This is a genomic window from Duganella radicis (assembly GCF_009720825.1).
In the GTDB taxonomy this organism is placed as follows: Bacteria; Pseudomonadota; Gammaproteobacteria; order Burkholderiales; family Burkholderiaceae_D; genus Rugamonas; species Rugamonas radicis.
In genome coordinates, this window is record NZ_WNKY01000042.1 from 45,931 (window position 1) to 55,002 (window position 9,072).

Annotated in this window: 6 protein-coding genes; all 6 read left to right on the forward strand. The window is 64.9% G+C overall.

Annotated features, from left to right (window positions below; all coding sequences use genetic code 11):
• Positions 1-110 precede the first annotated feature (110 nt).
• On the forward strand, positions 111-2,660 hold the full coding sequence (locus GM676_RS25250) for an FtsX-like permease family protein (protein ID WP_155466976.1): 2,550 nt from the start codon (positions 111-113) through the stop codon (positions 2,658-2,660).
• The gene (locus tag GM676_RS25255) at positions 2,660-3,739 is read left to right on the forward strand and encodes a lipocalin-like domain-containing protein (RefSeq protein WP_155466971.1); all 1,080 of its coding nucleotides are present in this window, start codon (positions 2,660-2,662) and stop codon (positions 3,737-3,739) included. Before GM676_RS25250 ends, GM676_RS25255 begins: the two co-directional genes overlap by 1 nt.
• Before the next feature lie 61 nt (positions 3,740-3,800).
• Complete coding sequence (locus GM676_RS25260; RefSeq protein WP_155466972.1) at positions 3,801-5,636, forward strand: ABC transporter transmembrane domain-containing protein; 1,836 nt, start codon at positions 3,801-3,803, stop codon at positions 5,634-5,636.
• Positions 5,637-5,691: 55 nt separating this feature from the next.
• The gene (locus GM676_RS25265; protein ID WP_155466973.1) at positions 5,692-6,462 is read left to right on the forward strand and encodes a sterol desaturase family protein; all 771 of its coding nucleotides are present in this window, start codon (positions 5,692-5,694) and stop codon (positions 6,460-6,462) included.
• A 32-nt stretch (positions 6,463-6,494) separates the two neighbouring features.
• Positions 6,495-7,580, forward strand: coding sequence for a threonine aldolase family protein (locus tag GM676_RS25270; protein WP_155466974.1), 1,086 nt, complete (start codon positions 6,495-6,497; stop codon positions 7,578-7,580).
• A 16-nt stretch (positions 7,581-7,596) separates the two neighbouring features.
• Positions 7,597-9,072, forward strand: a 1,476-nt coding sequence (locus tag GM676_RS25275; RefSeq protein WP_211923291.1) for a DEAD/DEAH box helicase, incomplete at its 3' end; no start/stop codon positions are given.

A 9,072-nucleotide genomic window follows, 5' to 3' on the forward strand; every position in this document is an offset into this window, starting at 1 on the left:
CACCGCCGGCTCAGGCGCCCGGCACGCCGCGAGAGGCTGCGCTTGGGGCCATCAACGCCAGTGGCGAGTGCCCGGCCCCGCGCGGGGCGGCGGACGGCTCGGCTGCATCGATGCGCCGCTTGTCGCGCTGGCTGCTGCTGGGCGAATGGCGCGCCCACCCGATGCGGGCGTTGGTGGCGATTGCGGCCATCGCGGTCGGCATCTCGCTCGGTTTCGCCATCCACCTGATCAACGCCGCCGCTTTCAACGAATTTTCCGCCGCGGTGAAAAGCCTGTCCGGCGTGGCGGACATCCAGGTGCGCGGCGCCGAGCCATTCTTCGACGAAGCCATCTTCCCGGCGCTGGCCGAGCGCGAAGGCGTGGTGGTTGCGTCGCCGGTCCTGGAACTGGAAGCCTCGGTCCCCGGTCAGCGCACCGCCCTGAAAATCCTCGGCATCGACGCCTTCCGCGCCAGCTTCGTCTCGCCCGACCTGCTGGGCACACCGGCCGAAGACCGCCTTGAAGACACACTGGCCGACGACGCCCTGTTCCTCTCCGCCGCCGCGCAACAATGGCTGCAACCGGCTGACGGCGCGGTAACGCTGCAAGTCGGCACCAACCAGCTCAAGCTGCGCGTAGCCGGCCCGCTGCCGGGCGCACGTGCCGGCCAGCGCATCGCCGCGATGGATATCGGCACCGCCCAATGGCGCTTCGAAAAACTCGGCCAGCTCTCGCGCATCGACCTCAAACTGCGCGATGGCGTCAATCGCGAGGCCTTCAAGGCCCAGCTCCAGCAAGACCTGCAACGCCAGTACCCCGGCCGCTTCCGCGTCAACCAGCCCAACGACGAAGAACAGAACAACCGCAACGAAGGGATGAGCCGCGCCTACCGTGTCAATCTTACCGTGCTGGCGCTGGTGGCGCTGTTCACCGGCGCTTTCCTCGTATTCTCCACGCAGGCCCTGTCCGTGATCCGCCGCCGCAGTCAGTTCGCGCTGCTGCGCGTGCTGGGCATGGGCCGTCACCGCTTGCTGCGGCAAATATTGATCGAAGGCCTGTGCCTCGGTGTGGCCGGTTCCGCCATCGGCATCGCCGCCGGCTACGGCATGGCGGCCGCCGCGCTGCACTTCATGGGTGCCGACCTTGGCGCCGGCTTCTTCTCCGGCGTGCGCCCGCAAGTGCATTTCACGCCGGTGGCCGCCGCTGTCTACTTCGCGCTGGGCGTAGTGGTTGCGCTGCTGGGCTGCGCCGCGCCTGCGCTCGATGCGGCGCGCGCCAAGCCGGCCGTCGCGCTGAAATCCGGCACCGAGGAAGCGGCCATGTCGCGTCTCTCGCGTGCCTGGCCATCGCTGGTGCTGATGGCGTTGGCCGCGCTGCTGTCGCAAGCGCCGCCGGTGTTCGAGCTGCCGCTATTCGGCTACCTCTCGATCGCCCTGCTGCTGATCGGCGCCATCGGCCTGATGCCGCGCCTGGCCGCCATCGTGTTCCGCTACGCACACCAGCGCTGGAGCGCCGCCACCGCCGGCAAGCCCGGCGCTTCCGCCGTCATGACACTGACCTTGTCGCGGCTCGCCAATGCCTCCAGCCAGGCCGGTATCGCGCTGGGCGGCGTGCTGTCCAGTTTCAGCCTGATGGTGGCAATGGCCATCATGGTCGCCAGCTTCCGTGTGTCGCTGGACGACTGGCTGCAACACATCCTGCCGGCCGATATCTACGTCGGCGCGGCCACCGGCGGCGGCACCGCCGGCCTGCATCCGGAACAACAGGCCACGCTGGCCGCCCTGCCCGGCGTGGCGCATGCCGACTTCCTGCGCACCCGCTCCGTTTCGCTGGCGTCCGATCGCCCGCCTGTCACGCTCATGGCGCGCAACGTCGATCCGGCCAACCCAAGCCGCACGCTGTCCATCGTCGGCGAGGCGCGCGCACCAGCGCCGGGCGCAAGGCCGGTGTGGGTGTCCGAAGCGATGGTGGATTTGTACGGCATGCAGGTCGGCCAGCGCGTCGAGCTGCCGCTCAACGGCGTAATGCACGCCTTCCAGGTGGCCGGCGTCTGGCGCGATTACGCGCGGCCGACCGGCACCATCCAGATGCTGCTCAGCGACTACCGCGCCATCACCGGCGATCAGGAAGCCAGCGGCGTCGCGCTCTCGCTCAAGCCCGATGCCAAAGCCGAGGACACACTGACCGCATTGAAACGCCTGCCCTTCGCCGCCGCGCTGGAAGCCAGCGAACCCTCCGAGATCCGCGCCATGAGCATGAAAATATTCGACCGCAGCTTCGCCATCACCTATCTGCTGGAGGCGATCGCCATCGTCATCGGCCTGTTTGGCGTGGCGGCCACGTTCTCGGCGCAGACGCTGGCGCGCGCCAAGGAATTCGGCATGCTGCGCCACGTCGGCGTCACGCGCAAGCAGGTGCTGTCGATATTGGCGATTGAAGGCGGCTCGCTGACGGCGCTCGGCATCGCCACCGGCTTCGTGCTGGGATGGGTCATCAGCCTGATATTGGTATTCATCGTGAATCCGCAATCATTCCACTGGACCATGCAACTCCATTTGCCCTGGCCGCTGCTCGCCAGCGTGGCCGGCCTGCTGCTGGCCGCCGCCGCGCTCACCGCGCTGCTGGCCGGCCGGCAATCGCTGTCCGGCGGACCGATACGCGCCGTCAGGGAGGACTGGTAATGTTGCGCCGCCTGCTATTGGCCTTCACCATCGTGCTGTCGGCGTTCGCGCACGCCGCCGGGCCGCAATTCACGCCGGTGACGCCGCTGCCGCCCGGCGCAGCACTGTCCTTCCCTAAAGACTACGGCGCGCATCCCGGCTACAAAACCGAATGGTGGTACGTCACCGGCTGGATCAATACGCCGGATGGCAAGCCGCTCGGCTTCCAGGTCACCTTCTTCCGCAGCGCCACCGGCCATGACCGCGCCAATCCCAGTCAGTTCGCGCCCAAGCAGCTGATCATCGGCCACGCCGCCATCTCCGATCCGGCCAACGGCAAACTGCTGCATGACCAGCGCAGCGCGCGCGAGGGCTTCGGCCTGTCCTACGCCAGGACCGGCGACACCGACGTCAAACTGGAAGACTGGCACATGCTGCGCAGCGCCGACGGCAGCTACACCGTCCACGTCGACAGCGCCCAGTTCAAGTTCGACCTGAATCTGAAGCCAACCCAGGCCGTGCTGCCCGAGGACGACCGGGGCTACTCGCGCAAAGGCCCGCGCCCCGGGCAGGCCAGCTACTATTACAGTGAACCACACCTGCAAGTTAGCGGAAATATCACACACAGGGGCAAACCGGCCGCCGTCACCGGGTCGGCCTGGCTCGATCACGAATGGTTCAGCGAATACGTCGATCCCAACGCCAACGGGTGGGATTGGATCGGCGCCAACCTCAGTGACGGGGGCGCCATGATGGCTTTCCAGATCCGCGGCAAGACAGGTGCTAAACTATGGGCGCACGCGACATGGCGCGATGCTTCCGGTAAGATCACGCAGTTTGCCCCGGACCAGGTCAAATTTACCCCGCAAAGGCGGTGGCGTTCGCCCCGCACCAATGCCGAGTATCCCGTTGCGACCCAGCTCACCACCGGCAATACCGTGTGGGACATCGTGCCTTTGCAGGACGATCAGGAACTGGACTCGCGCCGGTCGACCGGCGCCGTGTACTGGGAGGGCGCGGTGACGCTGAGCCGCGACGGCAAGCCGGCCGGACGAGCCTATCTGGAACTGACCGGCTATGTCCGGGCGATGAAACTGTAAGAACAATATAACGCAGCACCAAACGTCAGAATAAGCATATTTACGCAACCGCAGCCAGACAATGACCAACAGCACCACCGCCAGCACGATGCCTGCCGCCACACCGACAACATCCCGAGAACTGAAAAAAGGCAGCCTGGCCACCTTGCGCGGCCTGCTGCCCTTCCTCGCACCGTACAAGAAGCGCTTCGCCATCGCCGGCATCGCGCTGCTGGTGGCCGCCGGCGCCACGCTGGCGATACCGGCCGCCTTCAAGCAGATGATCGACCTCGGTTTCGGCAGTTCCGGCGCGCGCAGCATCCAGCATGTTGATCTGGTGTTCCTGGCGCTGTTCGGTCTTGCCACCATCCTCGCGCTGGCGACGGCGGCCCGTTTCTACAGCGTTTCGTGGCTGGGCGAGCGCGTGACGGCCGATATCCGCAGCGCGGTCTACAAGCACGTGGTCACGCAAAGCCCGGAATTCTTCGAGACCACGCAGACCGGCGAAGTCCTGTCGCGCATCACCACCGACACCACGCTGATTCAATCGGTGGTCGGCACCAGCATCTCGATGGCGCTGCGGAATATGCTGCTGTTCATCGGCGGCCTGGTGATGCTGTTCGTGACCAGCCCTAAACTGTCCGCCATCATCATCGGCCTGCTGATCCTGACCGTACTGCCGATCGTGATGTTCGGCCGCCGCGTGCGCAAGCTGTCGCGCGATTCGCAGGACCGCGTGGCCGACGCCTCCGCCATGGCCGGCGAAATCCTCAACGCCATGCCCACCGTGCAGGCCTTCACACACGAACACCTGGAAGCACAACGCTTCGGCGGCTCGGTCGAAAGCGCATTCCAGACCGCGATGAACCGCATCCGCGCGCGCTCCATCCTGACCATGCTGGCCATCGTGCTGGTGTTCGGCGCCATTGTGTTCGTGCTGTGGCTGGGCGCGCACGCCGTGCTGTCAGGCGAAATGACTGGCGGCGATCTGGGCCAGTTCATCCTGTACGCCTCGATTACGGCAGGCGCGATCGGCGCGCTGTCCGAAGTGATGGGCGAAGCGCAGCGTGCCGCCGGCGCCACCGAACGTCTGCTGGAACTGATGTCGGTGAAATCGAGGATTCAATCGCCAGCCACGCCGTTGCCGCTGCCGCCGCGCGCGGCCAACGGCGCGGCGCTGACCTTGAACGATGTGGTGTTCTCCTACCCGTCGCGTCCTGAAACCCACGCTTTGAGCCACCTCGCGCTTGATATCAAGCCTGGTGAAACCGTGGCCGTGGTCGGCCCGTCGGGCGCCGGCAAGACCACGCTGTTCCAACTGTTCCTGCGTTTCTACGATCCGCAAAGCGGCAGCATCAAGCTCGATGGCGTCGACATCACGCAGCTGGACCTGCACACGCTGCGCGGCGCGATTGGCATCGTGCCCCAGGACACGGTGATCTTCTCGGCCAACGCCATGGAGAACATCCGCTACGGCCGCGCCGATGCCACCGACGAGGAAGTGATCGCCGCCGCCAAGCTGGCTGCCGCGCACGAGTTCATCGAGCGCCTGCCGCAAGGTTACCAATCCTTCCTCGGCGAGCGCGGCGTGCGCCTGTCGGGCGGCCAGCGTCAACGCATCGCCATCGCGCGCGCGCTGCTGAAAAATCCGCCGCTGCTGCTGCTGGACGAAGCCACCAGCGCGCTGGACGCGGAATCGGAACGGCTGGTGCAAAAAGCGCTGGAAGCGGCCATGGTCGGCCGCACCACCGTCATCATCGCGCATCGTCTGGCAACCGTGCAGCGCGCGGACCGCATCATTGTGATGGAGGACGGTAAAATCGTCGAAACCGGCACACACGCATCGCTGGTGGCAATGGGTGGCATCTACGCCAATCTGGCAGCGCTGCAATTCCACAACGTCCACATCGAACATTAATTTTTCTATAAGCACCGGTAATTATGATTGCGTCTCCTGACCCGACGGAGACGCCATGCCTCAGCACCTGTTGCCTAATATTCTGTTCAATCTCCGCTGGGCAGCTTTTTATTATGCGATCATCGCCGGCGCCTTCTTCGCGCTATGGCTCTGGTGGCGCATCCGGCCCGGCAAACGCTCTCCGCTCCAGGCGAAAAAGATAGAGACAGCGCAGATCCGCCGGGAACTCCTTACCTCGATGGGCAGCATCGTCGTCCTCGGCAGCTTCATGCCCATCCTGTTCTCATTAGGTTTTGGCCGCCACACGCAGCACTACGAGCGCATCGCGACGCATGGCTGGCCCTACTTCTTCCTTAGCATACTGCTGGCGATGATTATCCAGGACACCTACTTCTACTGGACGCACCGGTTGATGCACCATCGCCGGCTGTTCAGATGGTTCCACTTCACGCATCACCGTTCCACGCACACCAATCCATGGACCACCTACTCGATCCATCCACTGGAAGCACTGGTGGACAGCGGCTCGGGCGTGCTGATAATGATGCTCCTCCCCACAACCGGCGCGAGCGTGCTTACCTTCAGTGTCATCAATACTGTGTACGCGGTCTACACCCATCTGGGCTACGAATTGTTCCCAAAGGGGATGTCACGGCACTGGCTGGGCCGCTGGATCAATACGTCGACGGCACACAACGTTCATCACGCGCGGGCGCGCTACAACTTCAGTTGGTACTTCCTGTTCTGGGACCGCATGATGGGCACCCTGTCGCCGGACTACGAGCGGCACTACCGTACAGCAGGATTCCGCGTCAGCCAGGGCTAAAGTGGTAACATTCTGCCTTTCAGGAATCCACCATGACCGACGCAGAATTGAAGCAAAGCTGCCGCCAGCACTTGCCGGGCCATCGCGCCCTCACGCCCGCTGAATTGTTTGCGGCCATGGGCGACTGGTGCCAGGCGCGCGACATCGCGCACGACGTCTACGGCAGCGGAGCGCTGATTCAGGAATTCGAACAGAAGATCGCGCGCCTGCTCGGCTTTGACGCGGCTGTGTTCTGCATCACCGGTACCATGACACAAGCGACCGCGCTGCGCATCGCTTGCGCGGAGCGCGGCAGCAAGCTGGTGGCGCTGCATCCGACCTCGCACATTCTCAAGCATGAACGCGGCAATCATCAGCTGTTCGATCATTTCCATGCGCTGCAAATCGGCGATCCGCATCGTCCCTGGACGCTGAGCGAGTTGCAGGCGATCCCCGACAAGCTGGGCGCCGTTTCGCTGGAGCTGCCGGCGCGCGAGATCGGCGGCCAGTGTCCGGAATGGGAGGATCTGTGTGCCATCAAGGCTTATGCACGCGAACAAGGCATTCACCTGCACATGGATGGCGCGCGGCTGTGGGAAACCGCTGCCGCCTATGGCCGCCCGGTCGGCGAGATCGCGGCCGGCTTCGATAGCGTCTACGTTTCGCTGTACAAGGGCATTGGCGGCATGGGTGGCGCCATGCTGGCCGGCAGCGCATCGTTTGTCGCCAAGGCGCAGGAGTGGTTCCGCCGCCAGGGCGGCAATCTCTATCAGCGCACGCCGTATGTGGTGGCTGCGGCCATGCAGTTCGATGCGCGGTTGGCGGCGATGCCGGATTACTTCAAGCGCACCCAGTGGCTTTACGAGGCGCTGCGCGACTTCCCTTTGCTGACGCCGAATCCGGCGGCACCGCATGCCAACATGCTGCATCTGCATTTGCCGGTGAGCCGCGAGCGAGCGCTGGAGATACGCAATCGCTTCGCCGAGGAGCACAGCGTGTGGCTGTTCAACGGCGCCAATCATGCGGCCCTGCCCGGGCGCTGCTCGGCCGAGCTTTACATCGGCGACAATCTGATGCATCTGCCGGACCAGCGCGTACGCGAGATTCTGGCTTTGTGGTCGGCCGCATTGGCCAATTAATTTTTTTAGGTTGCACATGACTTTTCAAGCACTGGATCTGATCGATCCTTTATTGCGCACGCTGGGCGGGTTGGGCTACAAGCAGCCTACTCCGGTTCAGAAGCAAGCCATTCCCGCCGTGCTGGCGGGCCGCGACGTGATGGCGGCCGCGCAGACCGGGACCGGCAAGACGGCCGGCTTCGCGCTGCCGATCTTGCAGCGCTTGACGCTGGATGGCGTCACCGGCCCGCAGTGCGTGCGCGCGCTGGTGCTGGTGCCGACGCGCGAGTTGGCCGAGCAGGTTTTCGAAAGCTTCCGCAGCTACGGCGGCAATTTGCCGTTGCGCAGTGCGGTGGCGTACGGCGGCGTCGATATCGCGCCGCAGATCGCCAAGCTGCGCAAGGGTCTCGATGTGCTGGTGGCGACGCCGGGCCGGTTGATCGATCTGCACGATCAGGGCGCGATCAGTTTCGCGCTACTGCAAACGCTGGTGCTGGATGAGGCGGACCGCATGCTGGATCTGGGTTTTGAGCGCGATCTGGATATCTTGCTGGAAGCCTTGCCGAAGCAGCGCCAGACCTTGCTGTTTTCTGCCACGTTCTCGGATGAGATACGCAGGCTGGCCAAGGGCCTGCTGCGCGATCCGGTGCAGATTCAGGTGGCGGCGGCGAATACGGCTGTAAAAACCGTCAAGCAGTGGCTTGTTACGACCGACAAGCGCCGCAAGCCGGAGTTGTTCCTGCATTTGCTCGGCAAGCTCGGTTGGGGACAGGCGCTGGTGTTCGTCAAGACGCGCAAGGGTGCGGAGGCGCTGGTGAAGGAGTTGCAGGAGCATGGGCTCACTGCCGACGCGATCCATGGCGACAAGACGCAGCCTGCACGTCTGCGCGCGCTGGAGCGCTTCAAGCGCAAGGAGGTGCAACTGTTGATTGCCACCGACGTGGCGGCGCGCGGACTGGATATCGAGGCGCTGCCGCTGGTGGTGAACTTTGATTTGCCTACAGTGGCCGAGGATTACATCCACCGCATCGGCCGTACCGGCCGCGCAGGCCTGGAGGGCGAGGCGGTGTCACTGGTATGCGCGGATGAAGTGGACATGCTGAAGGCGATTGAGACGCTCACCAGGCAGATCGTGCCGCGCTTTGAGGAAGCAGGTTTCGAGGCCGATCACCGCGTGCCGGAGACCGCGCCCAAAGGCAGTGCGCCAGCCGTGCAGAAGCTAACCGCACCACGCGCCGGTGGCAAGGCGGCGGGCAAGCCGGCCGCCGGCGCCAAACGCCCTGCCGCTGCGCCGGCCGGCGGCAAAACGCCAGCCAGGGTCGAAGCCCGGCCGGCCGGCGGCAGTGAATCGCTGGGCACTTACATTGCGCCAGAAAAACATTCGAAATCGCCGGGCCGCGATCGCGCGCCAGATGCCGGCGGGCCATCGTCGGGCCGCCCACGCGACGGCGGCTCGCGCGGTGGATCGACTGGCCCGTCAGGCGGCCGCGCGCGTGGCGGCGGGTCTGCCGGC

Coding starts and splice junctions, on each gene's coding strand:
- GM676_RS25250 (WP_155466976.1), top strand. CDS start 111: ATGCGCCGCTTGTCGCGCTGGCTGCTGCTGGGCGAATGGCGCGCCCAC.
- GM676_RS25255 (WP_155466971.1), top strand. CDS start 2,660: ATGTTGCGCCGCCTGCTATTGGCCTTCACCATCGTGCTGTCGGCGTTC.
- GM676_RS25260 (WP_155466972.1), top strand. CDS start 3,801: ATGACCAACAGCACCACCGCCAGCACGATGCCTGCCGCCACACCGACA.
- GM676_RS25265 (WP_155466973.1), top strand. CDS start 5,692: ATGCCTCAGCACCTGTTGCCTAATATTCTGTTCAATCTCCGCTGGGCA.
- GM676_RS25270 (WP_155466974.1), top strand. CDS start 6,495: ATGACCGACGCAGAATTGAAGCAAAGCTGCCGCCAGCACTTGCCGGGC.